At 41.2% G+C, this 26,002-nt stretch carries 25 protein-coding genes (1 of these 25 running past the window's edge); 16 read left to right on the top strand and 9 right to left on the bottom strand.

The features are described from left to right. Window positions 1-16: 16 nt before the first annotated feature. The gene (locus LEP1GSC190_RS09560; RefSeq protein WP_004279346.1) at window positions 17-2,434 is read right to left on the bottom strand and encodes an O-antigen ligase family protein; all 2,418 of its coding nucleotides are present in this window, start codon (window positions 2,432-2,434) and stop codon (window positions 17-19) included. Window positions 2,435-2,527: 93 nt separating this feature from the next. Here LEP1GSC190_RS09560 and LEP1GSC190_RS09555 point away from each other — a divergent pair, with 93 nt between their 5' ends. The 9 genes from LEP1GSC190_RS09555 to LEP1GSC190_RS09515 all read left to right on the top strand — a co-directional run bounded on the left by LEP1GSC190_RS09555 (window position 2,528) and on the right by LEP1GSC190_RS09515 (window position 12,116). Beyond that, complete coding sequence (locus LEP1GSC190_RS09555; protein WP_002763959.1) at window positions 2,528-3,397, top strand: glycosyltransferase family 2 protein; 870 nt, start codon at window positions 2,528-2,530, stop codon at window positions 3,395-3,397. Then, complete coding sequence (locus LEP1GSC190_RS09550) at window positions 3,387-4,160, top strand: LBBP_01157 family protein (protein WP_004279541.1); 774 nt, start codon at window positions 3,387-3,389, stop codon at window positions 4,158-4,160. The genes LEP1GSC190_RS09555 and LEP1GSC190_RS09550 overlap by 11 nt, the downstream gene beginning before the upstream one ends. Before the next feature lies 1 nt (window position 4,161). After that, window positions 4,162-4,749: a D-sedoheptulose 7-phosphate isomerase gene (locus tag LEP1GSC190_RS09545; protein ID WP_002763945.1), complete on the top strand. Its 588-nt coding sequence runs from the start codon at window positions 4,162-4,164 to the stop codon at window positions 4,747-4,749. Window positions 4,750-4,782: 33 nt separating this feature from the next. Further along, a complete protein-coding gene (locus LEP1GSC190_RS09540) occupies window positions 4,783-5,517 on the top strand; it encodes an ATP-binding cassette domain-containing protein (protein WP_420844307.1) in 735 nt (244 codons plus the stop codon). Window positions 5,518-5,537: 20 nt separating this feature from the next. Further along, a complete protein-coding gene (locus LEP1GSC190_RS09535; RefSeq protein WP_002763982.1) occupies window positions 5,538-6,980 on the top strand; it encodes an FHA domain-containing protein in 1,443 nt (480 codons plus the stop codon). Between the two features lie 168 nt (window positions 6,981-7,148). Further along, a complete protein-coding gene (gene leuC / locus LEP1GSC190_RS09530; RefSeq protein WP_004279648.1) occupies window positions 7,149-8,546 on the top strand; it encodes a 3-isopropylmalate dehydratase large subunit in 1,398 nt (465 codons plus the stop codon). A gap of 22 nt (window positions 8,547-8,568) precedes the next feature. Further along, the gene (gene leuD / locus LEP1GSC190_RS09525; protein ID WP_002764024.1) at window positions 8,569-9,189 is read left to right on the top strand and encodes a 3-isopropylmalate dehydratase small subunit; all 621 of its coding nucleotides are present in this window, start codon (window positions 8,569-8,571) and stop codon (window positions 9,187-9,189) included. A gap of 15 nt (window positions 9,190-9,204) precedes the next feature. Beyond that, entirely contained in the window at window positions 9,205-10,206 is a 1,002-nt protein-coding gene (locus LEP1GSC190_RS09520; protein ID WP_002763989.1) for a PLP-dependent cysteine synthase family protein, read from the top strand. Beyond that, window positions 10,203-12,116, top strand: a complete 1,914-nt coding sequence (locus LEP1GSC190_RS09515) for an AAA domain-containing protein (RefSeq protein ID WP_002763994.1) — start codon at window positions 10,203-10,205, stop codon at window positions 12,114-12,116. Before LEP1GSC190_RS09520 ends, LEP1GSC190_RS09515 begins: the two co-directional genes overlap by 4 nt. Before the next feature lie 259 nt (window positions 12,117-12,375). Here the strand turns inward: LEP1GSC190_RS09515 and LEP1GSC190_RS09510 are convergent, their stop codons facing one another. Beyond that, a complete protein-coding gene (locus LEP1GSC190_RS09510; RefSeq protein WP_002763918.1) occupies window positions 12,376-13,002 on the bottom strand; it encodes an NrsF family protein in 627 nt (208 codons plus the stop codon). A gap of 361 nt (window positions 13,003-13,363) precedes the next feature. Between LEP1GSC190_RS09510 and LEP1GSC190_RS09500 the strand changes: the two genes are divergently transcribed. The 7 genes from LEP1GSC190_RS09500 to gshAB are packed head-to-tail and all read left to right on the top strand — an operon-like array spanning window position 13,364 to window position 22,049. After that, window positions 13,364-13,918, top strand: a complete 555-nt coding sequence (locus LEP1GSC190_RS09500; RefSeq protein WP_002764000.1) for a sigma-70 family RNA polymerase sigma factor — start codon at window positions 13,364-13,366, stop codon at window positions 13,916-13,918. Between the two features lie 33 nt (window positions 13,919-13,951). Then, window positions 13,952-15,166: a GNAT family N-acetyltransferase gene (locus LEP1GSC190_RS09495; protein WP_002763958.1), complete on the top strand. Its 1,215-nt coding sequence runs from the start codon at window positions 13,952-13,954 to the stop codon at window positions 15,164-15,166. Next, a complete protein-coding gene (clpS, locus tag LEP1GSC190_RS09490) occupies window positions 15,163-15,489 on the top strand; it encodes an ATP-dependent Clp protease adapter ClpS (protein WP_002763924.1) in 327 nt (108 codons plus the stop codon). Before LEP1GSC190_RS09495 ends, clpS begins: the two co-directional genes overlap by 4 nt. After that, window positions 15,486-17,717 carry an ATP-dependent Clp protease ATP-binding subunit ClpA gene (clpA, locus tag LEP1GSC190_RS09485; RefSeq protein ID WP_004279549.1) on the top strand — a complete coding sequence of 744 codons (2,232 nt, stop codon included), beginning with the start codon at window positions 15,486-15,488 and terminating at the stop codon, window positions 17,715-17,717. The genes clpS and clpA overlap by 4 nt, the downstream gene beginning before the upstream one ends. A 20-nt stretch (window positions 17,718-17,737) precedes the next feature. Further along, window positions 17,738-19,471: a gamma-glutamyltransferase gene (gene ggt, locus LEP1GSC190_RS09480; protein ID WP_002745671.1), complete on the top strand. Its 1,734-nt coding sequence runs from the start codon at window positions 17,738-17,740 to the stop codon at window positions 19,469-19,471. Then, window positions 19,468-21,030, top strand: coding sequence for a glutamate--cysteine ligase (gene gshA / locus LEP1GSC190_RS09475; protein ID WP_002763980.1), 1,563 nt, complete (start codon window positions 19,468-19,470; stop codon window positions 21,028-21,030). Before ggt ends, gshA begins: the two co-directional genes overlap by 4 nt. Further along, window positions 21,018-22,049: a bifunctional glutamate--cysteine ligase GshA/glutathione synthetase GshB gene (gene gshAB, locus LEP1GSC190_RS09470; RefSeq protein WP_002763970.1), complete on the top strand. Its 1,032-nt coding sequence runs from the start codon at window positions 21,018-21,020 to the stop codon at window positions 22,047-22,049. Before gshA ends, gshAB begins: the two co-directional genes overlap by 13 nt. Here gshAB and LEP1GSC190_RS09465 read toward each other — a convergent pair. The 7 genes from LEP1GSC190_RS09465 to LEP1GSC190_RS09435 form a co-directional block, all read right to left on the bottom strand. Continuing rightward, entirely contained in the window at window positions 22,046-22,291 is a 246-nt protein-coding gene (locus tag LEP1GSC190_RS09465) for a glutathione S-transferase N-terminal domain-containing protein (RefSeq protein WP_086004814.1), read from the bottom strand. The two genes, gshAB and LEP1GSC190_RS09465, sit on opposite strands and share 4 nt — an antisense overlap. Further along, window positions 22,291-22,611 carry a Grx4 family monothiol glutaredoxin gene (grxD, locus tag LEP1GSC190_RS09460; protein ID WP_002763943.1) on the bottom strand — a complete coding sequence of 107 codons (321 nt, stop codon included), beginning with the start codon at window positions 22,609-22,611 and terminating at the stop codon, window positions 22,291-22,293. The genes LEP1GSC190_RS09465 and grxD overlap by 1 nt, the downstream gene beginning before the upstream one ends. Next, a complete protein-coding gene (locus tag LEP1GSC190_RS09455; protein WP_002178416.1) occupies window positions 22,608-22,835 on the bottom strand; it encodes a BolA/IbaG family iron-sulfur metabolism protein in 228 nt (75 codons plus the stop codon). The genes grxD and LEP1GSC190_RS09455 overlap by 4 nt, the downstream gene beginning before the upstream one ends. Window positions 22,836-22,931: 96 nt before the next feature. After that, on the bottom strand, window positions 22,932-23,201 hold the full coding sequence (locus LEP1GSC190_RS09450; protein ID WP_002763934.1) for a BolA family protein: 270 nt from the start codon (window positions 23,199-23,201) through the stop codon (window positions 22,932-22,934). Window positions 23,202-23,215: 14 nt separating this feature from the next. Beyond that, window positions 23,216-23,989: an ABC transporter permease gene (locus LEP1GSC190_RS09445; RefSeq protein WP_002763944.1), complete on the bottom strand. Its 774-nt coding sequence runs from the start codon at window positions 23,987-23,989 to the stop codon at window positions 23,216-23,218. Further along, window positions 23,986-24,903 carry an ABC transporter ATP-binding protein gene (locus tag LEP1GSC190_RS09440; RefSeq protein ID WP_002763942.1) on the bottom strand — a complete coding sequence of 306 codons (918 nt, stop codon included), beginning with the start codon at window positions 24,901-24,903 and terminating at the stop codon, window positions 23,986-23,988. Before LEP1GSC190_RS09440 ends, LEP1GSC190_RS09445 begins: the two co-directional genes overlap by 4 nt. Window positions 24,904-24,921: 18 nt before the next feature. Beyond that, window positions 24,922-26,002 carry the 3' portion of a dihydrolipoyl dehydrogenase gene (locus LEP1GSC190_RS09435; protein ID WP_002763914.1) on the bottom strand. The gene runs 302 nt beyond the window's last position, so the window shows 1,081 of its 1,383 coding nt (coding positions 303-1,383); the start codon falls outside the window, past its right edge — the gene reads right to left on this strand; its stop codon occupies window positions 24,922-24,924.

The following is a 26,002-nucleotide window of genomic DNA, read 5'->3' as shown; positions in this document are numbered from 1 at the left end:
TCGATTCTCTGACGTTCTACCGCGTCAGACGGATCACCGTATCGCAAATCTTTCCAAAATACAATTTTGGAAAATCGATTTTTTTCCCTTCTCCAAAATCGGAGTAGCTAATTCTAAAATCTCGAAAGAACACTCCTTCCGGAAATGCGCTCGGGGTCGTCTCTAAAAGAAAGTTCGGAATAAGAATCGGATTTGTTCCTCTTTGTAAATCTACACGGATCGTTCCTAAATCGGTTTCTCCATGCGCCCAGTAGAGTTGGTCTTGATCGAAAGAGTCTCTGGAAACGATCGTAATCGTCGCTTTCTTAGGAGGATAGAAAGAATTTTCCGGGATATAAATTGTAAAGCTGAACGGGGTTCGCCTCGGTTGTGGAGGGCTCGAATAACGGTGTGTGAGACAACCTTCCACTTGAAAAGGAAGAGAAGCTTGTTGGACGTTTAGTTGGGAAGGTTGAATTTTGGAAAATTGTGTCTGGGATAAAATATGTCTACGGTCGATGTGAAACTGAGACGGGGGCTGCGATGAACTTTTATGCAACGGTGCAGAAGAAATAATTTCGTACTTTAAAATATTCTTTTGTACTTCTTTGGTGAGTGCGAGATCCGAAGACCGGACTCTTCGATTGTAAACTTCCAAAGGTTCTAAATTGAGTCTCGGAATCCAGAAGAGCCAATAGAGTAAAATTGGAATTGCAATTGCGCAGAATGTTTTAAAAAATCGAGTGCGTTTTTCTAAAAAGCAGAAACGTGTTCTTTGAAAGAAAAGATCTTTCCAGATTTGCAGGAGAGAATTTTTGAATCTTGCAAAAAGCCCACGAACATAAGAAATTGGAGTAGTTTTAAAATCGGAAAAAACGTTTAGTTCGTGTTCGATCTTGGGATTTGATTTGGTCTCCTGCGTATTGGAAAACTTATCAGCGTTATACGAACCACTTAGGTTTTGAGTCTTTTTTGTTTTGGAAGGGAAATTGTTTGTGGAATCTGCGGATTCAGTCGAAGAGACTGGCTTTAAGAACGATAAAAGTTTGTTCCAAAAGTTGCAGGATTTTTTTGGTAATAAGTTTATTCTTTCGTTGATTTGGGGTTTGGGGATAAGTTCTAATTTTCCTCCTAGAAAAATCCCGCAGAACGCGAAAAAAGGAAGGACTACTTCGTCGTCCAAAAGATAACACTGAAAAAATCCGGCCGGAAATAAATTCAAAACTCCGATCGTAAGAATCGGAATTCCCGTTGAAGAGTTAAAATCGTTTTGAAAAAAGAAATCGAACAGCTTTCCCCAAAAAAGGATAAAAAGAATTCCCGCCATAATTCCTCCGATAACTAAAAAGTGAAGAAGATCGTTATGAGCATGCCCCCTCGGCGTGATATAGAGTTCATACCAGAGTTGTTCTTCTTTTTCGATCATTTTGGAGGATTCTTTCCAGTGGAATTCCTTGTAGTTTCCGCCTCCGATTCCCGCAAACCAATGTTTTTGGATCAATGGAATTGTGTTTTTATAGATATAATATCTTTGATTTTCCGTATTATGAACTTCGAATATTTGAGAAATGGATCTTTGGATCAACCAGCTGTTTTTAAATAAATAACCTGCGGACAAAAGTAATCCTAAGAAAAAAAATCCCGCCAATATCTTTGCCTTGATGGAAACATGAAAAGGATTTTTTCGAATCGAAAACGTTCCTTTTAAAAAGAGCAGTAAAAGAACTACAAATATTCCCAGCCAAATTGATCGACTCTGGTTGAAGAAGAGTATAATAAATCCTGCAAGTACCAAAAGCGTCTTTAAAACGAAAACGATACCCTTCTTTTTTTTGGCGGACTGGAACCAATCCACAAAAAGTCCTGGTAGGAATAAACCTAAAAGTCCTCCAAACGTTAGGTGTGTATTCATCATTCCGATTGGAAGATAGAGTTTGATCGGACCTATATTTCCGGAAAAATGTTGGAGCCTATCTCCGGGAGCGTATTTGAATCCGTTTGCGACGAACTTGCCGACCCGGACTTCCGAAAATAAACTGATACAACCGAGCAAAATCACAATTGAAGCGGATGCGAATAGAAATCTCCTTAAGATCGTTTGATTTTTTTCCTGAGAGGCTATGAGGAAGGACGCGGGAAATAGAAGTAACATCCAAAAATCTCCGAACTCGGATTGTTTTATAAATTTCTTTAAAAAAAAGGAATAGTTTTCCGCGTGAAACAAAGAAGATAAAAAGAGAAGGATATAAATTCCGAAAAAGGTTAAAAACGGTTTTTGAATTTGTTTCCAAGTCTTTTGAGATTCCTCGTCCAAAAAAAGCAAGAGAGAGCTGATTGCGATCGTGAATCCTCCGAAAAATTGAGACACGCTCACCGATTGGGGAAAGCTGAAAAAGAATAAACCGAGAGAAAATAAGGATACGATTTTGAGTTTCTTGACGAGCCGTTCTTTCAATTTATTCTTCTCCTAAGTTCTTAAAAATTCCCTTAAAAAACCAATGACAGAGAAAGAATTCATTCTACCATTAGAAAAAAGAACCGAGAATCAATGGGAAAATCAATTCCAGTCAAGAAAAAGAAAGCGTCGAAAAAACAGGGAACTCTTCCGCAAACGATGGGAAAAAAGTTGTCCGTCGCAATCATCACTTACAACGAAGAAAGAAACATAAGAGACTGTATCGAATCTTGTCTGAACGTAGCGGATGAAATCGTAATTCTTGATTCAATCAGTACGGACAAAACCGAAAAAATTTCTAAGTCTTTTCCTTCGGTAAGATTTTATAAACAAAGGTTCAAGGGTCATGTCGAACAAAAAAATGACGCAATTTCTCTTTGTAGACATGAGTGGATTCTTTCTTTAGATGCGGATGAAAGGATTTCTCCCGAACTTGAGAATTCCATTCTTACGTTTAAACAGAAACCCGACGAGGATATTCTGAGCGGTCTTCAAGTTTCCCGTCTAACCTATCATCTGGGAAGATTTATCCGTTATTCCGGTTGGTATCCTCAGTATCGTTATCGTATTTTTCGGAAAGGAAAAGCCGTTTGGGTAGGAGAGAATCCGCACGATACCATCAGCATCCAAGGGAAAGGAGATAAAATTTACGGTGATATCATTCATTATAGTTTTCGAGATCTAACGCATCAAGTGAATACGATCAATCAATTCTCTTCGATTGTCGCTTATACAAGGCAGAGAAAGGGAAGAAGGTTTTCATTTTTCAGAACCATCTATAAACCTTTCTCTAAATTTATAGAGACTTATTTTTTCAAGTTCGGATTTTTGGATGGTTTTCCGGGTTGGGTGATCGCGGTCTCTTCGGCGTATTCCACATTTCTAAAGGACGCAAAACAATACGAATTGGAGAAAAAAATGATAGAGCGTCCTTCCAACGTGAAAGAGGGCTATGGGCGTTAGGGCTTTTTTCGGAAAAATCTTTTCCTTTTTTAAAAGAAAAAAAATAAAAAAAGATTCGGAAGAGGAAGCTCCTCCGGTCCGTGAAAGTTTTGGCTATAGAAGAGAATTGGCCGAACTCCGGGAAAAAGCGGATCGTTTTTTTGTGACTCGAAAAAAAAACGGCGGATTGATTCATCAAACAAAATATTATAAAATCCTAAAGAATGGCCCTAAACTTTTTAGGTTGGAAGGAAAGGAAAAATCCGGAAGAGAGTATTCTCTTGTTGTCTCGACAGGGAATTTTCTAAGTCAACAGGGAGATAAAATTTCCGGCGTCGTTTTTATTCCGGAGGCAGAGTTAAACCGAATTCTTTCCTACGAACATTCCGACCTCAAAAGTGTATTTTCTAGATTTCAACCCGAAGGAATCGAAGAAGACTTGAAAGTTTTATACGGAGATCCGAATTTTTCTCAGGAAAGCTGGAAAAATTTTTACAATTGGGAGCCGTTTTGGAAACAACAGATTTTCATGCGTTTAAAGCCGAGCGTTCTCTGTATTCTCCTCGTGTATATGGGAACTGAGTTTGAACAGTTTTTTCAGTCTAACTCTACAAAACGACTGAAGAGTATCATTTCGGACGAACTCTATTTTTTAAATGTGAGTGGAAATCAAAAAGAGAATTCTCCATATACGGAAAATCTTTCCCTTCAGGATTTCGAAAAAGCGAAGACCGAATTTTTTCAAGTGATCGAACAGATTCGAAGAAAAAGAGGAACAAACTAGAATGGATATGAAAGAAATTGCTCTCGGTCAAATCCGGGATTCCATTGCCACCAAGCAGAAATGTATCGATTTGATTTTGGGTGATATTACCAAAGCGGGGGAAATGGTTTCCAAGGTTTTACAAAGCGGCAATACAGTGTATCTTTGTGGAAACGGAGGTTCTTCTTGCGATGCTTCTCATATCGCTGCGGAACTCGTGGTAAGATATAAATCGGGAAACGAAAGAAAAGCCTTACCCGCGCTTTCACTTTCAGGAGACTCCGCAGTATTGACGGCTTGTTCGAATGACTACGGCTACGAAGAGGTTTTTGCTAGGCAGATCGAAGCCTTCGGTAGAAAAGGAGATCTTCTCATTGGACTTTCCACGAGTGGAAATTCGAAGAATGTTTTATTGGCTTTGGAAAAAGCGAAGACCAGAGGAGTCAAAACCATATCCTTGTTAGGCGGAGACGGAGGTCGGATAAAAAATCTTTCTGACCTTGACGTGATTGTTCCGAGCAAAGTGACCGCTAGAATTCAGGAGTCTCATATTTTAATCGGACATATCCTTTGTAGTATCGTAGAATATAATCTTTTCAAGATGGAATGATCGTTTTTTGTGAATTCTCCCGTAGTCGAAATCATGGGTCTCAAGGTTTCCGTACCCGGTCGTTCTATTCTCAAAGGAATCGATTTCACTCTTCGTTCCGGAGAAGTACATTGTATCGTGGGAGAGTCAGGAAGCGGCAAATCTACGTTTGCATCCTGCCTTTTAGGAATGACGGACAAGGAGCTTTTTCAGAGATCCGATCGGTTTTCACTTTTAGGTCAAGATGTTCGGTATCTTACGGAAAGAGAATGGCGGATTTTTCGGGGAAAGAGGATCACTCTGGTTCCTCAAAATCCGATTTGGGGTTTTCATCCCTACCGTAAAACGGGTTCTCAGATCTTAGAAGCATTTTCTATTTCCAATCGAGAAATTGCGGAAAAAAAGAAAATTCTTCCTCTATTAGAATCTATTCATATAGCAGAGCCGGAAAAAGCATTCAATTCTCTGCCAGGCCATCTTTCCGGAGGAGAAAGACAGAGGATTCTCATTCTATTAGCCGTTTATTCCGGTGCTCAGATTGTGGTCGCGGACGAACCGACTGCGGCTTTGGATTCGATTAGCGAGACAGAAGTCCTCAGACTTCTCATGAAATTTAGAAAGGAAAAGGGACTTTCTCTCATTTTTATTACACATGAAATCTCTATCGTCAAAGCTTTGGCCGATACTATAAGTATCCTCTATCAAGGAAATTGGGCCGAAACTTTCACAAGGTCCAGCGAGGGTCCGAGTTCGGAGTATGGAAAAAAACTGTTTGAACAAGGAAGTTGATCTTGGATAGTCGGGTGCGAATGATGGGTTATGCGGTTCTCCTAACACTGATTTTATTTTCCTCTCCACTTTTTTCACAAAAGTCACCGTTTATTTTGGAGGATGTGGACTCTTCTTCTTTTCCCTCCATTCAGCTTTTTATTCGAGATAAAAAACAATTTCCCCTTGAAAGAGAGAATTTTCTCATTCGAGAATCCAGGGGATCGGAAACCAGAACGGTGCTGCAACAGAAAGTTTTGCGTAAAGAAGGAAGCAGGTCCGTTCATTCCGTTTTTTTAATTCAATCGGGAACATCTCTCGAAGAGAATAATTTCAACACAAAATTTTTACAGAAAGTAGTTCAGTCTTCCGGAGAAGAAGATCATTTTAGTTTTATCTTTTTTTCGGACGATCTGCTTGTGGTTGAAAGGGATTTGGATAAGCAGGCTGCTCTTTCCAAAGCTAGAGTTCCGGGCTCGCTCAGTAATCGCAATACGGGGACGAACTTGGATCTTGTATTCCAAAAAGTGAATTCGATTTTGACAAGGAATTCTTATCTTTCTCTACTTGTTTCTGACGATGACTATAAATTGCCTCCGGGGCTTAGACAAGGTTTGTCCACATCCGGCCTACCGATTCATGTAATCGGTAGGCGTAACTTCTCCAACCTTGAACTCGTTCGAATTTATGGAGGAGAATTTTACGAGATAAATTCTACGGATTTTCTTTCCAAGTTTTTAACCGATCTGGAATACTTTCACAAATACCCGGCGGAGATACGATACAATTCTCCCTTTCGAAGCGATTTTTGGAAAGCGGAAGGAGATTTCATTCGAGGAGACTGGCAATCTTCCCAAGGTGGAAAATTTACTTACACATATAAACCCGGAATCATGAAACAGTTTGGATTCATTTTTCTAAGTCCTGGAGTATTTCTTCCTACGATGGGTTTTTTACTCATTCTCACTTTGATTGCATTGCTCCTTTTATTTCGGAGAGAAAAAGATGTGGGCGAACCTTCCGCACCGTTAGGGGAAACAGAGAAAAGGTTTCATGCAAGAGGAGAGGAAAGAGAAGTTTATCAGAGAATGTACGGAGATCAGTTTTCTCCGTATGCAAATTCGGAAGGAATTTATGTTTCTCGTTCTCTTCCGGTAAACGAGTCCGAGTTTGAAACTGCGGAGACCTACGATCTTGCGACCCTGATTCAAAAAGAAGGTAAATCTCCTGGTAAACAAGTTCCAATTCGTAAATCCGAGACCACTTTCGGGAATGGAGAGCTTTCTGACGTTGTGATTTCCGATCCAGGGGTTAGTAAACTTCATGCCAGAATTCGTAAGATCAAAAACCGTTTCGTTTTGTACGATTTAATTTCTGATGGAGGAACTTATTTAAACGGTAAAAAAATTCTCCGGCCCCGGGTCTTGTACGATTTCGATGAAATCAGCCTCGGAAAAACGGTGTACGTTTTTCGGGCTCGTTAGAATTTCAACCTTCCCAATTCATTCTCTATCCCTTAAAATAGATCAGAGTGGACGAAAAGAACCGATATCCCGACGATGGAAATTCAAGCGGATATCTTTTCTCTTTTCGAGAAATAAATCCAATCCACAAATTCCGAAAGAATTTCTTTCGGGGAGTATTAGAATCCAATGAAGACAATGTTCGAAAAAATCTGGGAAGATCATCTGGTGGGAGAACTGGATGCGGGATCGTATCTAATTTATATTGATCGTCATCTTATTCACGAAGTTACAAGCCCCCAGGCTTTCGAAGGACTCAAAATCGCGGGCAGAAAGGTCCGCCGTCCGGAAGCGACTTTCGCTACTATGGATCATAACGTTTCTACTCGTACTCGGGATTTAAGTTTAGCCGATCCGATTTCTGCGATTCAGATGCAAACTCTGAAAAGAAATTGCGATGAAAACGGAATCCGTCTTTATGATTTTCAAAATCCCGATCAAGGAATTATTCATGTAATTGCTCCCGAAATGGGGCTGACTCATCCTGGAATGACAATCGTGTGCGGGGATTCTCATACTTCCACTCATGGTGCTTTCGGTGCGCTTGCGTTCGGGATTGGAACGAGCGAAGTGGAACACGTTCTCGCGACTCAAACTCTCGTTCAAAAAAGAGCGAAGACTATGGAGATTCGAGTCGATGGAAAACTTTCCGACAAGGTGACCGCGAAAGACATTATACTTGCGATCATTGGTAAAATCGGCACTGCAGGAGCAACCGGCTACGTAATTGAGTACCGAGGTTCTGCGATTCAAAGCTTAAGCATGGAGGCGAGGATGACCGTGTGTAATATGTCGATCGAAGCGGGAGCGAGAGCGGGACTCATTGCCCCGGATCAAATCACGTTCGATTATATCAAAGGAAAAGATTTTGCACCGAAAGGTGCCCAATGGGACCTCGCCGTTAAAAAATGGAAACACTACGTAACCGACGAAGGTGCAAAGTTCGACACCACCGTAGTTCTTCATGCGGATGAAATTACCCCGATGGTGACTTGGGGAACTTCTCCTAGCCAGGTCGTTTCCGTAAAAGGAATTGTTCCAAGCCCGAGTGACGCAACCGATCCGATTGATAAAATCGGAATCGAATCCGCACTCAAATATATGGGTTTAACTCCCGGCGAAAAGATCGAAGAAATCAAAATCAACAAAGTTTTTATTGGTTCTTGCACCAATTCCAGAATCGAAGATTTAAGAGCCGCAGCGGCAACGATCAAGGGGAAACAAGTTTCCTCTAAAGTGCAGGCGATCGTGGTTCCTGGTTCCGGAAGAGTCAAACGCCAAGCAGAACAGGAGGGGCTGGATAAGATCTTTACCGCCGCGGGATTCGAATGGAGAAATCCGGGTTGTTCCATGTGTCTCGCGATGAATGATGATGTTCTCGAACCGGGAGATCGTTGCGCTTCCACTTCCAATAGAAACTTTGAAGGTCGTCAAGGAAAGGGTGGAAGAACTCACCTCGTTGGACCTGAAATGGCTGCAGCCGCAGCGGTAGAAGGTCGTTTCGTAGATATCCGGAACTGGAAATAAATCAAGGGGTAGACGAAAGATTATGAAAGCATTTACAATCTTAAACGGAGTAGCCGCCTTACTCGACAAGCCAAACGTCGATACGGATCAAATCATTCCGAAACAATTCCTCCGAAAGATCGAAAGAACCGGATTTGGTGTTCATCTTTTTCACGACTGGAGATATTTGGACGACGCTGGAACAAAACCAAATCCTGAATTTTCACTGAATCAAGAAAGATACAAAGGTGCTACCGTACTTTTAACAAGAGATAACTTCGGATGTGGATCTTCCAGAGAACACGCTCCTTGGGCCTTGGAAGACTACGGTTTTCGTTCGATCATAGCGCCTTCTTACGCGGATATCTTTTTCAATAACTGTTTTAAAAACGGAATGCTTCCTGTGGTTTTAAAGTCTGAGGAAGTGGAAGAATTGTTCCGATCCGTTTCGGATAATATAGGAGCTAAACTTCAGATCGATCTGAACAAACAAACCGTAACCGGTCCGACTGGAAAAGTATATACGTTCGAGGTGGATTCTTTCCGTAAATATTGTCTTTACAACGGACTTGACGACATCGGTCTTACTCTCAAGCAGGAAAGTAAAATCGGGGAGTTTGAAAAAAAACAGAAAGAGGTTGAACCTTGGTTGTACTCTATATAATTCTGCCGAAAATTTATGTTTGATGAAATATCCCGTTCGATTGACGAATTTGGAAATAGTTTTCTTGGTGCTCTGAACAATATTCAGAAGTCTTTTGGGCGGGAACTTAGCGTAGCAAAACCCATTAAAGAGACGATCCTGCAGATGATCGGAAATACTCCGCTCATTCGCCTGAATCAAATCGGCTCTCATATCCCTAACGTGGAATTTTATCTCAAAGCGGAATTCTGTAATCCTACCGGCTCCGTAAAAGACAGAACCGCATTATCCATGCTCCTTTCTTCCGAAAGAAGAGGAGAATTAAAACCCAAAGGACAAGTCGTTCAACCCGGTTACAACACGACCGCGATTAGTCTTGCTTGGATTTGTACGATTCGACAATATAAATTTCGTTGTTTGGTCGCTGGTGATACCGATTTGCAAAAGATCAAAGACCTGCAAACCTTCGGAGCTCACGTAGAGATCGTTCCCGAAGCGAAAGGAAATTGGGACGAAATCCTTTTGAGGAAAGCGAAGGAAATCAAAGAAAAAGAGAAAAACGTAGCGATTCTAAACGAATACAAAGATATGGCGAACACGAATGCACATTATCTTTTTACTGGACCTGAAATTTGGAGAGATCTTGGTGGAAGTGTGGATGCGTTTGTAGCGGGAGGAGGTTCTGGAGGAACTCTTTCAGGTGTGGGTAGATTTTTAAAATCCAAAAAATCTTCGGTTCGGATAATCATGGGAGTCGGTCAAAAATCTAGATTCATCCGCAAGATGGTTCAAAAGGAAAGTTCCATTCATCTTCCTGAATCCTTTGATCCGAAGATCGTAGACGAATACGTCGGAGTCGATCGGGAGCAAGCGCTTTTATATCAATCCGATCTCTATCAAAAAGAAGGAATTTTTGCGGGACAGACAACTGGAACTACTCTTGCGAGTGCGATTCGATTTGCGGAAGGACTCCCCACAAGAGACGACCAAAAATCCCAGGTCTACAGAATCGTAGTTCTTTCCCCCGACCGGTTTTGAAAGAAAGAAAATTTTCCAGCTCAATCGAAGAGTTGGAATTTGTCCGGGCCGAACTCGAAAGAGAAAAGAAAGAAGAGGATTCCCTCTTTTCCAAAGACTGGCTTTCCCGTTCTCTCCAAGATCGGGTTAAGCTCGGAATCACGTTATACCCTCTTGTCTACGAAGAACAGTCTTTAGGCAGAGAGGGAAGTTGGATTATTACTTTTCGTTTTCCGAATCAAGAGGAATATCCTTCCAAATTTCAGCCCGGTGCTCCAGTTCAAATTGGAAAGAACGAAGATCGGGTTCGTACAATCTTAGTGTCTCTTCATAGAGAAAAAATTCGAGTCGCGGTCGAAGAAGTTCCGGAATGGATCGAAGACGGAAAATGTTTTTTAGATCTTTTGCCCGATGAAACCTCCTACAAGGAAATGTTTCAAGCGTTGGACCAAGTAACGGGTGCGACCAAAGGAACGAGATTGTATATCAATCGCGAGCTTTTACTGGGATACGGGAAACCGGATCCGATTGCGATTCGCAAATCCGATGAAACTCGAATATTACAAAGAATGGATTCTTCTTTGAATCCATCGCAGAAAAATGCGGTTTTGCGTTGTGTGTTTTCCGAGGATATTGCTGTAATTCATGGGCCTCCCGGTACAGGTAAAACTACTACATTAACCGAAATTGTAAGCCAACTCGTCGTTGAGGGAAAAAAAGTTCTTGTGTCTGCTCCCACACATTCCGCTTGCGATCTTTTGGTCGAATCGATTTCCGCGAAAGGAATTTCGGTCTTACGGCTGGGACATCCGGCCCGTATCAGTGAAGCCGTTCTTAATTCCACCTTGGACTACAAACTTTTTCATCACTCTGACGGAAAATTGTTAAACGAATATAGAAAAGACGTGATCGAAATTTCGAAACAAGCCAAAAAATATAAACGGAATTTCGGGGAAAAGGAAAAAAAAGAGCGTAAGAATCTTTTTCAAGAAGTAAAAGAACTCAAAAAAATGATCCGATCCATGGAAAAAGGACTGATTGACAGTTTGGTTTCTTCTCACCCTGTGATTATTTCCACTCCCGTCGCATCTGCTCGCTCTGTATTGGAAGGTCGAACTTTCGACTTTTGCGTGTTAGACGAATCCTCTCAAGGACTCGAACCTGCCTTTTGGATTCCGATATTAAAATCGGATCGAGTGATTCTTGCGGGGGATCATAAGCAGTTGCCTCCGTCTTTATTTTCCGAAAAAAACTCTCTGGAGTTTACACTTTTTGAAAAAGCTGCTGAAAGATTGGAAACGTCTGGGCGGGTTTTTTTGCTCGATACTCAGTATAGAATGAAGGACGAGATTTCTTTTTTTCCTTCCATGGAATTTTATTCAAATCGACTGAAGTCAGGCCGTCCGGAGCCGGAAAGAACTTCTAACTTTCCGGAAACTTTTCCTTTTGGGAATGCATTTCAATGGATCGATACGGCTGGAACTGATAGTGAGGAAGTCGCTGTTGACGATAGTCTTACCAATCCTTTCGAAGCGGATCTTCAGGTTCGTCTTTGTATTCTGCTCCAGGAAAACGATTGGCCGGAGGAAGAGATTACGATTCTTTCCCCGTATCGCGCTCAGGTGCGATTGGTTTTGGAAAAATTGCAGGAAGCAGGGCTTTCTAAAATTCAAGTCTCTACGATAGATTCGTTTCAAGGAAGAGAGAATCGTTGTATTCTTTTCGGGTTTGTCCGTTCTAATGCGGAAGGTCGTTCCGGTTTTTTAAAGGAATCCAGAAGAATCAATGTAGGTATGACGAGGGCCAAGGACCTTCTGCTTTGTATTGGCGATAGTTCCACTCTTTTGGAGGATCCTTTTCTATCTAGGTTAATTCGATTTGCGGAAGATAAAGAAGTCTTTCGGACCGCTTGGGAATTTCGCGATCCATAGAGAGCGAAATTGCCAGCGAACAGCGTAGCGTTGTGAGTGGCTTTCAACGTTAGTTGAAACCAACCTTGTCGCGATCCATAGAGACTTTGGACTAACTTCTCCTCAATCAAAAAAGGAAAAGTTCTGACAGGAAGCTTATGTTTTACTTTACAAAAATAGAATTTTCTGATAGAGAAAAATTTCCAGAGTTTCCCCACGAACTCGCCACACCACCCAATCCGGGGCCGGCTCTTTCACGGGAGACTTTGTCGGAACTCGGTTACCACTTTAGAATATTCTTAAATACGAAAAAACCGAATAAGAAGAGGAGCAAACTTATAAAAACGTGCGAAACGAGGATATGAAAAGAGGATTGGTTGTCACAGATAAACTTGAGGTAGAAATTTGCAAAAGCCAGATTGAAAACGGAAAGAACCGCGGCCGCTAAGACTGGATTTCCTGGTTTTCCGTTTTTCAGAATCAAAACCCCGCTTCCCGCCAAAAGAGCGCTGGAAAGAGAAAGGATGATCCAACATTTCCCAATATGAATATGGATTTCGTTATCTCCAATCAAATCCCAGACGAACATGCATATCGAATAAAGGATCCAAAGAAATGCGAGAAGTAGTGGGAAACGTGCGGTTTTAGTAAAGGATTCTTCCGGAAAACGCAATTGAGATAAGGTCCAAAACGAATAAAGAGCGATAAGAGAAATCCAAAGAAAATCCGGCAATAAAGTAGGTAGATGAATAAAACGATTTGAAGTCGGGTGTAAATGAAGAAGATAAAGCGATGTGAGAATCACCGCACCTAAAATCACGAACCAATTCCAACCATTTTTTCGAATCGGAGGCTCTTTGGCCATTTTTCGGATTAAAGATTCGGTTGTTTGTTCTTGATGAGACATCGTTTGTACTCTACGCGGAAATTTCCCAATTTTGGAGAATGGTTGGACAATAATTTCTTCTCAATTCAATTTGGAGGGAATCGGTTTTCGTTTTTTTGAATATGTCCATAATCGAAGGAACGTTTCTTATCACTTGTCTCAAAATTCGAATTTTTATTTGAGAAAAGACTCGAAACGATGAAACTGAAATCGTCAACTTTTTAAACTTGATACCTTGTTTTGCGGATGCCAATAGGTATTCCCCATAAGTTACTTGAGTTCACTCGGTAACTTTCATCTCAAATGTTACGATCCATAGAAAGTAACATTGTAAATTTTGGCCGGGCTCTTATCTTTTCGAAGGTTCCAAGCAGTTAGTTACATGTCAGCTAAAAAAGAAATCTGGGAAGAATGTTCGATGTTAATCCGCAAGGCCGGAGAAGGAGATCAAAGTTCCTATGAAAAATTTCTCCAGCTCGTAACCGGAGTTCTCAGATCGTACCTGATTCCACGAATCAGCAATCAAGAAGACCGAGAAGATTTGATTCAGGAAATTTTAATCGGACTTCATAAGGCTAGGGATTCTTATCGTGAGGATCGTCATCCGGCACCTTGGGTTTTTGCGATTGCAAGATACAAGACAATTGATTATCTAAGAAAGAAGAAAGTAGGAGATCGAACTTTCAGTATGGATAATCTGGAAATTTTCGCTTCTCCAGAACCTATCCAAGAAGAACCGGAGAACGCCAGGGAGATTCTCAAAAAATGGCTGAACGTTTTGGATGAAAGGCAGAAACAAATTCTCACTCATCTCAAACTTGAAGGGATGAGCGTTCGAGAAGTTTCCGAACAAACAGGCCTTTCCGAATCCAATATCAAAGTCATTACTCATAGGGCGATTCAAAAGATCCGAAAGCATTTTTCACTCGATCTCTGACAAAGTATCTGCCAAAATCGTCCAAGAATTAACATGATTTCCCATTCTTCGAGCGGCATCCGAGTAGAGTTCTTAGATTCTATTTCCTTGATTTCTAAACAAGAATGGAACTGTATCTCCGATCCCAAAAGTCCTTTTTTAGAGTATGATTTTCTCAAATCCTTGGAAGTTTCTTGTTGTATCGGACCTTCCACTTCTTGGATTCAGAGGTATTGTGTACTTTGGAAAGAGGATCGTCTTTCGGCCGCAATTCCTCTTTTTTTAAAATTCGATTCCTACGGGGAATATATTTTTGATTTTCAATGGGCTCAATTTTTCTTACAAGCGGGACTCAAATACTATCCGAAAGGTCTTGTTGCAATTCCGTTTACTCCTGCCAATGGAAAGAGAATCTTATATGATACTCGTTTGAGTTTAAAAGAGGTCTGTTCTTATCTGATTCCGAAACTCCTTCAGTTTTGTGAAAAAGAGGGCTTATCCGGGCTCCATTTTTTATTTCTAGAAAAGGAAGAATCCGAGATTCTTTCCGAATACGGATTTGCAACGAGGCTTTCCCACCAGTATCATTGGATTAATGGAGGATATTCAAATTTTGACGATTATCTCCAAGCAATGAAATCCAAAAAGAGAATGCAGATCAAACGGGAAAGAGAGATCGTTCGCAGTTACGGATTTGAGATTCGGGTTCTGGAGGGAAACGAGATTTCTCGTTCGGATATGGACACGATCTGGAATTTTTATTCGGACACCCATTCTCGTAAATGGGGTTCGGCGTATTTAAACCGAAAGTTCTTCGATTCTTCTTTTGAAAGTTTTTTGGATAGAATTGTTCTTGTTCTTGCGTATCGAGAAGGAAACCCCATTGCAGGTACTTTCAATCTTCGAAAGGGCGACTTTCTCTACGGAAGATATTGGGGTTGTACAGAATATTACCCTCATCTTCACTTTGAATGCTGTTTTTATCAATTGATCGAGTATGCGATTCAAAAAAACATCAAAGTTTTCGAAGCGGGTGCGCAAGGTGAGCATAAATTTCTAAGAGGTTTTCCGGCGGTTCCTACGTATAGTTCTCATCGGATTTTTCATGCTGGAGCTAGAAATGCGATTGAACGTTTCTTAAAGGAAGAAAGATTGCACATGCAGGAGATGATCCAAGAAACCAATGAACATTCCCCGTTGAAGGAAGTGCAGACGAATGTCTACTTTCAGACGGAAACAACTTCTGACTTGGGGAGTTATGAGCCGTGAGTGATATCTTTAGATTTGATACCGAAGAGCAAACTCTCACTAAAGAGAAGGTAAAGCTGAAACGTCCTTCCAAATACAGAGTCATCATACTCAACGACGATTTTACTCCGATGGAGTTCGTCGTTTGGATTTTACAATTCGTTTTCCACAGAAGTAAGGCGGAAAGTCAGCAGATCATGTTAAAGGCGCATATAACTGGAAAAGCGTTATGCGGCGTTTACTCGCACGATGTCGCAAGAACCAAGGTCATACAAGTTCAACAATTAGCGGAACAACACGGATATCCGCTTCACTGTACGATGGAAGTGGAGGAGGGATTATGATTCTCACGGAAGAAATGGAACGTACCTTAAAAAAGGCTTGGGAAGAAGCCAAAAGAAGAAGAAACGAATTTATCACTATAGAACATATCCTTTTTGCTCTTACTTATGACACAGTAGGGAAGGAAGTTCTGGAAGCCTGCGGAGCGGATCTAGAACGTCTGAGAAAGGATTTGATTGGTTATCTGGAAAGCGAGTTGGAGATTCTTCCGGAATCCTCCGGCGATCCGATCTATACAATCGGAGTGCAACATGTACTTCAACTTGCGGAATTTCACGTTCAGTCCACAAGAAATAAAAAAATGGACGGAGGAGACGTTCTTGCCGCCCTTTTTCGGGAAGATCAATCGAATGCAGTTTACTTTTTAGGACTACAAGATATTTCCAGACTCGATATCGTTCGTTACATCTCGCACGGAATCCGAAAGGATTCTAAAAATCCCAACAAGGAAATTTTAGGAGAAGAAAATGAAAAAATTTCCGATCCCTTACAAGCCTTTTGTGTAGATCTTACCGCGAGAGCCAAAGAAGGAAAGCTCGATCCTATGGTCGGAAGAGAGGAGGAGCTTGATCGTACCATTCATATTCTCTGTAGAAGAAGAAAAAATAATCCTATCTTTGTAGGAGAGGCAGGCGTTGGTAAAACTTCAATCGTGGAAGGACTTGCCCAAAGAGTTGTGGATGGAAAAGTTCCTGAACCATTAAGGAATTTGAAAGTATATTCTCTTGATATGGGACTCTTACTTGCCGGAACCAAATTTAGGGGAGAATTTGAAGAGCGGCTGAAAAACGTAGTCACTCAAATTACGGCACAGGATGATCATGTCCTATTTATCGACGAGATTCATACGATTATAGGCGCTGGTGCGGTTTCGGGCGGTTCTCTGGACGCTTCCAATCTTTTAAAACCTGCGCTTTCCAGTGGAGAGCTTCGTTGTATAGGAACCACGACTTATAAGGAATTTAAATCAATATTCGAAAAAGATCATGCGCTTTCCAGAAGATTTCAAAAAGTAGAAGTAGGTGAACCTTCCGTCTTTGAAACGATAGAAATCTTAAAGGGTCTTTTGGAGAAATATGAATCTTTCCATAAGGTGAAATACTCTTCTTCCGCCGTAGAACAAGCGGCGGAGTTGTCCGCTCGTTATATTCTAGATCGAAAACTTCCAGACAAGGCGATCGATCTTTTGGACGAGGCGGGAGCTAGGGTTCGGCTCAGAGAAGGCGGTAAGAAAACGGTTACGGTTCGTGAAATCGAGGATCTTGTTTCTAAAATTGCAAAGGTTCCTTCGGTTACGGTAAAAGCTGATGATCGCGAAAAACTAAAGAACTTGGATGAAGAATTAAAAACCAAGATCTACGGACAAGGCTCCGCGATTGATCAATTGGTTCAATCGATTCGACTTTCTAGAAGTGGACTTTCCGAACCTGGGAAACCCGTTGGATGTTTTCTTTTTGCAGGACCAACCGGTGTCGGTAAAACCGAACTTACTCGAAAGTTGGCCGAAATTTTAGGCGTGGAACTCGTTCGTTTTGATATGAGCGAATATATGGAAAAACATACTGTGTCCCGTTTGATAGGCTCTCCTCCGGGTTATGTAGGCTTTGAACAGGGAGGACAACTCACGGATGCGATCTATAGAAATCCACATTGTGTCCTTTTGCTCGATGAGATTGAAAAAGCGCACGAGGATATTTATAATATTTTATTACAGATTATGGATCATGCCACGCTTACGGATAATAACGGAAGAAAATCGGATTTCCGTCAGGTGATTCTTGTGATGACGACCAATACGGGAGCACGTGAACGTTCTACAAATCCGGTGGGATTTGCAAATGATCTTTTGGAAGACCGAAGCTTGAAAGCGATCGAAAAGCAGTTTTCTCCCGAGTTTAGAAACCGTCTGACTGCAGTGATCGAATTCTCTTCCCTAAATCAGGAAAATGTAACTAAAGTGGTTGCAAAACAGCTTGCTCTATTGCAGGAAAGATTGAATTCTAAACAAATTGAACTAGAGTTTCAGGACGATGTACTTGTCTACATTGCGGACAAAGCCTATACACCCGAGTTCGGCGCAAGACCCGTTCAAAGATGGATCGATACTCATATCTCAAAACGGATCTCTGAAGAGGTTCTTTTCGGAGCGTTGAAGTCCGGAGGTAAAGTGAAACTGATTTCCGGCAAAGAGGAAATTGAAATGAAATTCACGTCCGGAAAAAAATCCTGAAACTCAAATACCGGGATCCAATGAAACAAACCACAATTCGTATCATTCTGATACTTTTACTTTTCTCGTGTAGAGAAACTCCTCTTACCATTGAGGGGAAAAAGATTTCTACAGATTTACTCGTAACCCCATCTCACGGAAAAACACACGTCGACTACTTCAGCGAAAGTAAGAATCTTATGATCGCAACTGATTCTCCCGAAGCCACTCAAGCGGGGATCGAAGTTGGGTCGTTAGGCGGAAACGTAGTGGACGTAGCCGTTGCAACTTCGTTTGCGATTTCGGTTACAAGACCGCATTCAACCGGACTTGGCGGAGGAGGTTTTTTAGTTCTTTACTTGAAAGAATTTTCGGAACCGATCGCTTTTGATTTTCGGGAAAGAGCTCCTAACGCGGCATCTAGAGACATGTATAAGAAAAAACCGAAAGAAGATTCTTTGCTTGGGTTTCGAGCTGTAGGTGTTCCGGGTAATGTAGCCGGTCTAGTTCAGGTTCAAAAACGTTACGGAAAACTTTCCCTCAAAACGGTGATTTCTCCAGCGATTCGATTGGCAGAAAAGGGATTTCCGATGTATCCTGATTTACAGTCCGCGATTCAGAAGTCTTCAAAGGATATGGATCAGGAAATGAAAGGGGTTTTTCTTCCAGGAGGGAAGGTTCCCGAGTTAAAAAGTATTCTGGTTCAAAAAGATTTGGCGAATTCTTTGAAGTTGATTTCCGAAACGGGTGAAAAGGAATTTTACCATGGAAAAATCGCAGATGCGATCACGACCGCGATGAAGGCTAATGGCGGGTTGATAACTTCTCAAGATCTAAACGATTTTAAGGTGGTTGAAAAGAAAGCCTTAAAGACGACATATCATGATTATACGATTTATACGATGCCTCCACCTTCTTCGGGAATTCATCTTCTTACGATGTTATCGATGTTGGAAAAAGAACCTCTCAAGGAAACGTATGAAAAAGATCCGGCTTTGTATTATCATTTCGTTACGGAGGTGATGAGAAGGGGCTATGCGGACCGTGCGGTTTTCGGTGGCGATTCTGCGTTTACGAAAATACCTGTGAACCGTCTTCTTTCTAAGAAATATGCAGAGGAAAAGATTTCCGACTTCGATCCGAAAATCGCCTCTAGTAGTTCTTCTTTTCTGAAAACTCTTAACTTCGGTGTAGAATCTCCGCAGACTACTCATATTTCGGTCATGGACCGGGAGGGAAACTCCGTATCTACGACTCAGTCCATCAATTTTCGTTTCGGGGCCTCAGTTATGGCTCCCGGAACTGGAATTGTTTTGAACGATACAATGGATGATTTTAGCAGGGTTCCCGGAGAGCCAAACGTATACGGTTTGATCGGTGCGGAGGCGAATTCTATTCTTCCTAAAAAGACTCCTCTGAGCAGTATGTCTCCGACCATCGTTTTTAAGGGAAAGGAATCCTTTTTAACCACTGGGGCACCGGGAGGAGCTTACATCGTCAACGCGGTTTTACAATCTCTTGTCTACAATTTGGATTTCAATTTAACCTTGTATGAATCCGTCGCAAGGGGAAGAATTCATCATCAGCTTTTTCCGGACGCCGTGTTTATCGAAAAATCTGTGAATGAAAGAAACGTATTCGATGGCCTTTCGTCGAAAAAGCACGATATCCGAATTGCTCCGAACTTTGCGAAACTGTTCTCGGTCAAAAGAGAGAACGGAATGCTCTATGGAGCTTCCGATCCACGTGGGGAAGGGGCCACCGGCGGACTTTGAAAACTAAGGAACTCACTCAATCGAAGATAGAAGAAGTATCCCTTGAAATTCTTTTGAGACATGCCGTAAAGGCGAAACACGGCTTGGAAAAAGAAAGTATGAGGGTAGGGCCCGATGGAATGCTCGCGAAAACCCCGCATCCAGCGCATTTGGGTTCGAGCTTAACCAATCACTATATCAAGACCGATTTTGCGGAGCCTCAACTTGAATACGCAACCCATCCTCGTCCTAAGATTGAAGCGAATATTCGTGAATTACAAGATTTGCATATATATACGTTTCGTCAATTGGACAACGAACTTATATGGCCTTTTAGTATGCCTCCGATTCTACCGAAAGATGAAAACGAAATTCCTCTCGGACAATACGGGACTTCCCACTCCGGAAGATGGAAAACGGTCTATCGTCACGGATTGGGTCTTCGTTACGGAAGGAGAATGCAGACCATTTCCGGAGTTCACTATAACTTTTCTTTCTCGAAAGTTTTCCTTCGTCAATTTTTAGGAAAAGAAATTTCGAACTTTACGAAAGAGGAAATCTCTTCTCTTTATCTGCATGTGATTCGAAATTTTATGAGAAGGGTTCATTATTTAACGTATCTCACTGGATCTTCCGCCGTTTTTGATTCCACTTTTTTGCCGAATCCGGGAAATCTCAAATTCGAAAAACATAAGAATTTTACGTTATATTCTCCTTATGCCACTTCTCTCAGGATGAGCGAGATCGGATATACGAGTAGGGTTCAGGATACATTAGGAATCCATTATAATTCTTTGGAAGAATATGCAGAACGGATGTGTTATGCGGTTCATACCCCGTGTCCTAATTATGTTTCTTTTTCTCAAAATGCGGACGCCCAACTCAATCCGAATTATCTTCAGATTGAAAACGAATTTTATTCTCCGATTCGTCCGAAACAGGTTCCCAAGGAAGATGAAAGACCGCTAGATGCTCTTCTTCGAAGAGGAATCGAATACATAGAGATTCGTTCTTTAGACATCGATCCTTATTCCCCTGTGGGAGTTTGTAGGCTTAATCTCGCCTTTACCCAGTTGATTCTTTTGGATTCTTTGCTTAGTCCTTCTCCTTTGATTTCCGAAGAAGAGAATACGATCTTAAAGGAAAATTTGGATTCCGTGATTTGGGAAGGAAGAAATCCGGAATTGGAAATCAATTCGAACGGAACCAAGAAAAACTTTCAAGTAGCCGGAGCGGAATATTCGGAGTCTTTGAGACACTACGCAAAAATTTTGGATCTTCATACTAAAAGACGTATGTATCAGGAATCGATCGATTTTCAGATTAAAAAATGGAAGAATCCGGATAAGACTCCTTCCGGAAAATTACTTTCCGAAATTCTAAAACGTGATATTGAATTCAGAGATAAGGGAATAGAACTCGCCCGTGAAAATCGACGTGCCCTTTCTTATTTGGAATATTCTCCTGGAACTTTGATGAAGATAGAAAAGGAAGTGGTTCGTTCCTTTCAAGAAAAAGAACAATTGGAAAAAGAAGAAATCCAATCCCAATATCCTACTGTTAAACTATGCAATCATTGAAACTAAAACCGGGTGAATTTTTTACCCCGGAAATATTTACTTTGAAAGGATTTGAGGACCTGGAAATTTCCACGCAGATTGTGATTCGGGATGCTCTTAATCGGGGCTTGGAAGTGGAGGTTTTGGATCGTAAGAATCATTTTTTAAGACTTAAAAACTCAAATGGATTCGTTCAATACATAAAGGAAGCCTCTAAAACCGCTTTAGATTCCTATATGTCTTTTCTCATAATGGAAAACAAAACGATTTCAAAAATTGTAATGCACGAGTCGGGACTTTTGGTTCCTGAGGGAGATAGTTTCGGGGATCTGGAATCGGCTTTAGTATTCTGGAGGAGAAATTCTGATCGAAAAATAGTTGTAAAACCAGTGACCACCAATTTTGGAATCGGGATCACGATTTTGACTCCGCATGCTTCCGAGGAAGACGCAAAGAAAGCGATTAAGATCGCATTCAATCATTCTGAATCGGTAATTGTGGAGGAATTTGCAGAAGGAAATGAATACCGTTTTTTGGTGATTGGCACGGAAACCGTTGCAGTTTGTAATCGAGTTCCGGCTAACGTAACTGGTGATGGAATTCATACAATCGAAGGGCTTGTTGCTTTAAAAAACGAGGATAAAAGGCGGGGAGTAGGACATGTGACCCCATTGGAAAAAATTCAATTGGGTGATACGGAACTAGACGTGCTGCAACAATCCGGTTTTACGAAAGATTCTATCCCTTCCAAGGATCAAAAAGTCTTTTTAAGAAAGAATTCGAATATCAGCACTGGAGGAGATTCAATTGACGTGACGGATTTGGCCCATTCGTTTTATAAGGAGCTGGCAGTCAAAGCCGCGCAGTTGGTCGGTGCAAAAATTTGCGGCGTAGATATAATCCTAAAAGATTTGGAAAAGCAGGAAGATTATCGAATTTTGGAGTTGAACTTCAATCCCGTTTTATATATTCACAACTATCCTTACGAAGGCAAAAATAGGGACGTTGGAAATAAAATTTTAGACTTACTCGGTTTTTAGGAAGTCTTCTTTTTTAATTTTGTGTATTTTACGATTTCTCTCGATTCGTACATCTTAATATCATCGTCGACCAGAAAGGGAACTTGGTTCTGTCCTCCGAGTTTCACTACTTCTTTTCTGCCGGGTGTTCCCCGGCTGGCTTCCACGAGTTCGTAGTCCTTTCCTGCGACGAGTCCCATATTTTGAAACTCGCTTCTTACGTAAGCGCAGTAAGGGCACGATTGAAACTGATACAACTTCATCATGAGTTTAAGATTCCCACTTTTTTCTGGAGATCTCCGGACTTTGCCATTTCTACTACGATATCGTGACCGCCGATGAATTCCCCGTCGATATAAAGTTGTGGAATGGTTGGCCAGTTTGCGTAGTCTTTGATTCCTTGGCGCATCGTTTCGTCCGAAAGAACGTTAAAGGATCCGAACGAGATTCCTAAACTTCTTAAAACGTTAGACACACCTGCGGAAAAGCCGCACATAGGTGCTTCCGGAGTTCCTTTCATAAAGAGAAAGACCTTACTAGTTCCTATCAAATCATTTATCTTTTGTTTTACTTCTTCGTTCATTCTTGTATCCTTGTTTCTAGCGCTAATGCGTGCACTTCTTGTTTTAGTTCCTCTTTCAGAGTTTCATAGACCATTCTATGTTGTTCTAAAATAGATTTTCCTTCGAATCCTTTGTAAATCACAACTGCTTTGATATGCACTCCGTCCCGATAAGGATCTAAGATTGTTACCTTGGAATCGGGAAGACCGGATTCTATCTTATTTTTAATTTCGTCGATTGTCATCGTTCTTTCTTTAGACTTGAATTTTAGGTGATCTTTTTTCTTTCAGCAGATCTTGGTTTTAGGATTTTGTATCCCTTTTTTGCTACAATCCAGAATTTAGTCCTGTTCCCTTGTTTCTAGAATAATTGCGTGTAAACCCCGGTCGATCCATGGTTTGAGAATAGAATAGACCATTCTATGTTGTTCTACTTTTGATTTCCCTGAAAATTTCGAAGAGACCAATACGATTTTCATATGAGTTCCTTCCGGTCTGTTTTCCGGATTTCCGGTATGCCCTGCGTGTTCTGCACTTAAATCTTCGACTTCCAACCTGTAAGGGTTCAGGGAAGAATTTAAAAGGGAACGGATTTCCTCGGAGACGCTCATAGACTGGAGATCGATTAATTTCGGATTCCGATCCCTTTTTTCAATAAGTGTACAGAGAGAATGTATAACGATAAGGTTGTGGCTCCAATCATGGAAAGAGCGAACCACGGTTCAATATCGCTCACACCTAAAAATCCGTAACGAAATGCATTCACCATATACAAAATCGGATTCAGTTTGGAAACGTTCTGCCAAAATGGAGGAAGCATTTGGATCGAGTAGAAAACTCCTCCTAAATATGTCAAAGGAGTTAAAATGAAAGTTGGGATAATCGTTACGTCGTCGAACTTTTTTGCATAAAGTGCGTTTAACAATCCTCCAAGAGAAAACAAAAGAGAGCTTAAAAACACAGAGGTGATTAGCATCGGAAAATGATATACTTCCAATTCCGTGAAAAAAAGTGAAATCGCAATCACGAGAATTCCGACTGACATTCCTCGAATTACCCCGCCGATCGTAAAACCAAGTACTATCAAAGAAGGAGGAGTGGGTGAAACCAAAATCTCCTCTATGTTCTTTTGAAATTTTGCCCCGAAAAAGGAGGAAACCACGTTGTTATACGAATTGATGATTACGGACATCATCACAAGGCCCGGAACAATAAATTGGATATAGGTGTGATTTCCAATACTACCGATTTGAGAACCGATCAATTTTCCAAAGATGATAAAGTAAAGTGTGATCGTGATTCCCGGCGGAATGATTGTTTGAACCCAAATACGTAGAATTCGAATCGTTTCCTTGATGATGATAGTCTTGAATGCGTTGTATTTTTCGATTAAATTCATAATTTTTTCTCCACCAATTTGAGAAAGAGTTCTTCCAAGCGGTTGGATTTATTTCTCATACTGCTGATCTTGATTCCCTCTTGATCAAGGAGTTTAAATAAATCGTTGAGAGAAGCATCTCCATAGATGGAGGCTTCGAGTGTAGAACTATCCGTTTGTTTGATATCTATACCTGCAATCGTGTTGAACGAATTAAGATGGCCTGTAAAATCCAAGATAAAAGTCTCGTGATCTAATTTTTGAAGAAGGTCTTTCATAGAAGTATTTTCCACGATCTTTCCTTCGTCGATGATCGCTATGTTTCTACAAAGGCTTTCCGCTTCTTCTAAATAATGGGTCGTGAGAATAACCGTGATTCCGGATGAGTTGAGTTTTTGAAGAAATTCCCAAAGAGACCTTCTAAGTTCGATATCCACGCCTGCGGTCGGTTCGTCCAGGATCAAAATTTTCGGACCGTGAATGAGCGCTCTTGCTATCATGAGTCTCCGTTTCATTCCACCGGAAAGTTTGCCCGCTGATTCTTTCCTTTTTTCGTAGAGCCCGAGTTGTTGCAGATACTTCAATGCGCTTTCGGTGGCGATCTTTCGATCCATACCGTAATAACCGCCTTGGTTGATTACGATTTGATCCACTCTTTCGAAAACGTTGAAGTTGAATTCCTGAGGGACGACTCCGATATATGCTTTTGCTTTGGCAAGGTCGATATCGATATTGGCGTCGAAAATTTGAATCTTTCCCGAAGTCTTGTTCACTAAAGAACTCAAGATTCCAATCGTTGTGGATTTTCCAGCTCCGTTCGGGCCAAGAAGCGCGAAAAAATCCCCTTTTTCCACGTTAAGGCTAATTCCTTTAAGGGCGGTGACTCCACCTGCGTACGTTTTGACTAAATTCTCAATTTGCAGAGCAAATTTCATAAATTCTAAATTTTCCCATTATTCTTTTGTTTGTAAAAGTTCACTCGCTTTTCTGGCTGCATTACGTGCAATTTCGGGTAACGCAGGGTGTATATATATCATTCTTAAAAGGTCGTCTAAATTTCCGTCGATAGTCATCAAGAGGATAAAAAGATGAATCACATTGGAAGCTTCGTCTCCGATTGCGTGTGCTCCTAGAACCTTTCTCGATTTTTTATCCACGAGAATTTTCACGAATCCGGAATCGGAAAGCCGCGCCATTCCGGTAGCGCTGGCACTGTACGGATTTTTAGCGGCGATATAATCGATTCCTTCTTGAACGAGTTGTTCTTCCGTTTTTCCTACTCTGGCTACCTGAGGATGTGTAAAAACGGCGTGCGGAACCGGAGGATAATTGATCGGAGTCCTTATCTTTTCCTGGTATAAGGTGCGGAATAAAAATTCTCCTTCGAAATTTACGGAATGTCTGTAAAAATATCTTCCGGTGATATCGCCTAATGCGTAAACTTCGGGAGAAGTGGTTTCTAAATATTCGTTTACGATAATATAACCATTTGCATCGGTTTGAATTTTGGTATTTGATAAATTCAAAAAATCTGTATTGGGTTGAATTCCGGTTGCAACCAAAAGAGCTTCCGATTGGAGTTGTAACTTTTTTTCGTTCGCTTCGACTTCTATATGAAACATGTTCTTTTTATATTCTAATTTATGAATATTTGCGTGTAATAAGACGTTATGTTCTTTAGTAAAAACTCGTTCGAATTCGTTTACGATTTCCCCGTCTTCCTTCTTGAGCATTCTACTTCGAACTAAAAAAGTAACCTCGCTTCCGAACGCAGAATAGGCGAAACCCAATTCCAAAGCGATAAAACCACCTCCGATTACGATCAAGGATTTGGGAAGATCGGTTCTGCGAAGGGCTTCTCGGCTCGTCATATAAGGAGTTCCTGCAAGGCCCGGAATATTCGGAATTGAAGGTCTTGCTCCTGACGCGATAAAAATTCTTTTTGCAGTCAGTTGTTCTCCGTTTACGGTGATCACCTTATCAGAAACAAAACTTGCGGTCCCTTGAATGTAGTTGATATTCGGATTTTTACCG

The organism is Leptospira mayottensis 200901116 (assembly GCF_000306675.2).
In the GTDB taxonomy this organism is placed as follows: Bacteria; Spirochaetota; Leptospiria; order Leptospirales; family Leptospiraceae; genus Leptospira; species Leptospira mayottensis.
The sequence above is the reverse complement of the archived record's forward strand: the minus strand, read 5'-3'. Positions and strand labels throughout refer to the sequence as shown.

Coding starts and splice junctions, on each gene's coding strand:
- LEP1GSC190_RS09555 (WP_002763959.1), top strand. CDS start 2,528: ATGGGAAAATCAATTCCAGTCAAGAAAAAGAAAGCGTCGAAAAAACAG.
- LEP1GSC190_RS09550 (WP_004279541.1), top strand. CDS start 3,387: ATGGGCGTTAGGGCTTTTTTCGGAAAAATCTTTTCCTTTTTTAAAAGA.
- LEP1GSC190_RS09545 (WP_002763945.1), top strand. CDS start 4,162: ATGGATATGAAAGAAATTGCTCTCGGTCAAATCCGGGATTCCATTGCC.
- LEP1GSC190_RS09540 (WP_420844307.1), top strand. CDS start 4,783: ATGGGTCTCAAGGTTTCCGTACCCGGTCGTTCTATTCTCAAAGGAATC.
- LEP1GSC190_RS09535 (WP_002763982.1), top strand. CDS start 5,538: ATGATGGGTTATGCGGTTCTCCTAACACTGATTTTATTTTCCTCTCCA.
- leuC (WP_004279648.1), top strand. CDS start 7,149: ATGAAGACAATGTTCGAAAAAATCTGGGAAGATCATCTGGTGGGAGAA.
- leuD (WP_002764024.1), top strand. CDS start 8,569: ATGAAAGCATTTACAATCTTAAACGGAGTAGCCGCCTTACTCGACAAG.
- LEP1GSC190_RS09520 (WP_002763989.1), top strand. CDS start 9,205: ATGTTTGATGAAATATCCCGTTCGATTGACGAATTTGGAAATAGTTTT.
- LEP1GSC190_RS09510 (WP_002763918.1), bottom strand. CDS start 13,002: ATGTCTCATCAAGAACAAACAACCGAATCTTTAATCCGAAAAATGGCC.
- LEP1GSC190_RS09500 (WP_002764000.1), top strand. CDS start 13,364: ATGTCAGCTAAAAAAGAAATCTGGGAAGAATGTTCGATGTTAATCCGC.
- LEP1GSC190_RS09495 (WP_002763958.1), top strand. CDS start 13,952: ATGATTTCCCATTCTTCGAGCGGCATCCGAGTAGAGTTCTTAGATTCT.
- clpA (WP_004279549.1), top strand. CDS start 15,486: ATGATTCTCACGGAAGAAATGGAACGTACCTTAAAAAAGGCTTGGGAA.
- ggt (WP_002745671.1), top strand. CDS start 17,738: ATGAAACAAACCACAATTCGTATCATTCTGATACTTTTACTTTTCTCG.
- gshAB (WP_002763970.1), top strand. CDS start 21,018: ATGCAATCATTGAAACTAAAACCGGGTGAATTTTTTACCCCGGAAATA.
- LEP1GSC190_RS09465 (WP_086004814.1), bottom strand. CDS start 22,291: ATGAAGTTGTATCAGTTTCAATCGTGCCCTTACTGCGCTTACGTAAGA.
- grxD (WP_002763943.1), bottom strand. CDS start 22,611: ATGAACGAAGAAGTAAAACAAAAGATAAATGATTTGATAGGAACTAGT.
- LEP1GSC190_RS09455 (WP_002178416.1), bottom strand. CDS start 22,835: ATGACAATCGACGAAATTAAAAATAAGATAGAATCCGGTCTTCCCGAT.
- LEP1GSC190_RS09450 (WP_002763934.1), bottom strand. CDS start 23,201: ATGAGCGTCTCCGAGGAAATCCGTTCCCTTTTAAATTCTTCCCTGAAC.
- LEP1GSC190_RS09445 (WP_002763944.1), bottom strand. CDS start 23,989: ATGAATTTAATCGAAAAATACAACGCATTCAAGACTATCATCATCAAG.
- LEP1GSC190_RS09440 (WP_002763942.1), bottom strand. CDS start 24,903: ATGAAATTTGCTCTGCAAATTGAGAATTTAGTCAAAACGTACGCAGGT.